This window comes from Kocuria atrinae (genome assembly GCF_039531425.1).
In the GTDB taxonomy this organism is placed as follows: Bacteria; Actinomycetota; Actinomycetes; order Actinomycetales; family Micrococcaceae; genus Kocuria; species Kocuria atrinae.
This window is the reverse complement of sequence record NZ_BAAAQA010000043.1, coordinates 1-978: the sequence shown is the minus strand read 5'-3', so window position 1 is coordinate 978 and position 978 is coordinate 1. Positions and strand designations below refer to the sequence as shown.

The following is a 978-nucleotide window of genomic DNA, read 5'->3' as shown; positions in this document are numbered from 1 at the left end:
TATGGGGTCGGTGGTAATTGTAGTGATTGACCCAGACCGCCACCGCGGCCCGTCGGGCGTGTTCGCTGGTGTAGGTGCGGGTGTAGAGCACCTCATCGACCAGTAGCCGGTTGTAGCGTTCGACCTTCCCGTTGTGCCGCGGCGTGTAGGCACGGATCCGCTGGTGGCGGGAGGCCAGGGCTTTCACGGTGCGGGTGAAGTCCCGGGCTCGGTAGTTGGCCCCGTTATCCGTCACGACCCGGTGGATCCTGTGGATCCCGTGGGCGGCGAAGAAGGTTCTGGCCCGGGCGAAGAACCCGATCGTGGTCACCGCTTTCTCGTCGTCGAGGGCTTCGGTGTAGGCCAGACGGGAGAAGCCGTCCACGGCCGAGTGCAGGTAGGTGTAGCCGACCCTCGCCCCCGGCCCGCGCTTGGACTTCAACGCCTGGGCGCTACCGCGGCCGTGGGTCCGCCAGCCGCCACCGTCGGGGATTTTGCCGACCTTCTTCACATCCAGGTGGACCATATGCCCGGGCCACGCAGCGCGGATCCGCGCCGGGGTCCTGCGGGCGTTCTCGCCGGCCGGGGTCAGATCACGCAGCCGGGAGATACCGAGTCGGTGCAGCCACCGGCCCACGGTGCGCAGGTGCAACTGGTGGCCGAGGCCGAGCAGGTGGTGGTGGATACGCCGGGCCGACCACTTCCGCTCCCGGCGCAGGGACTCGATCAGTTTCACGACCACTGCCGGGGTGCGCTGCTGGCTGCGCCGCGGAATCGAGGGGCGGTCAACCAGACCTGCCTCGCCGGCCGCGAGGTAGCGGGCCACCCAGGTGGCCACCGTGGGCCGGCTGACGCGGAACTCGGCGGCCACGTGGGCCTTGGGGATCCCGTCCTCGATGTGGCGCAATACCATGCGCAGCCGGCCGGTCGGTGTCAGGGGTGCGTTAACGTGGGTCATGAACGGGCTCTTTCGTGCGGATGTTTGTGTAGGAACTTCCA

1 protein-coding gene is annotated in these 978 nt (G+C 68.3%); it reads right to left on the bottom strand.

The window, feature by feature from the left end; genetic code table 11:
• The coding region (locus ABD283_RS14300) for an IS481 family transposase (protein WP_344225600.1) at positions 1–937 on the bottom strand (937 nt) is incomplete at its 3' end.
• Positions 938–978 lie beyond the last annotated feature (41 nt).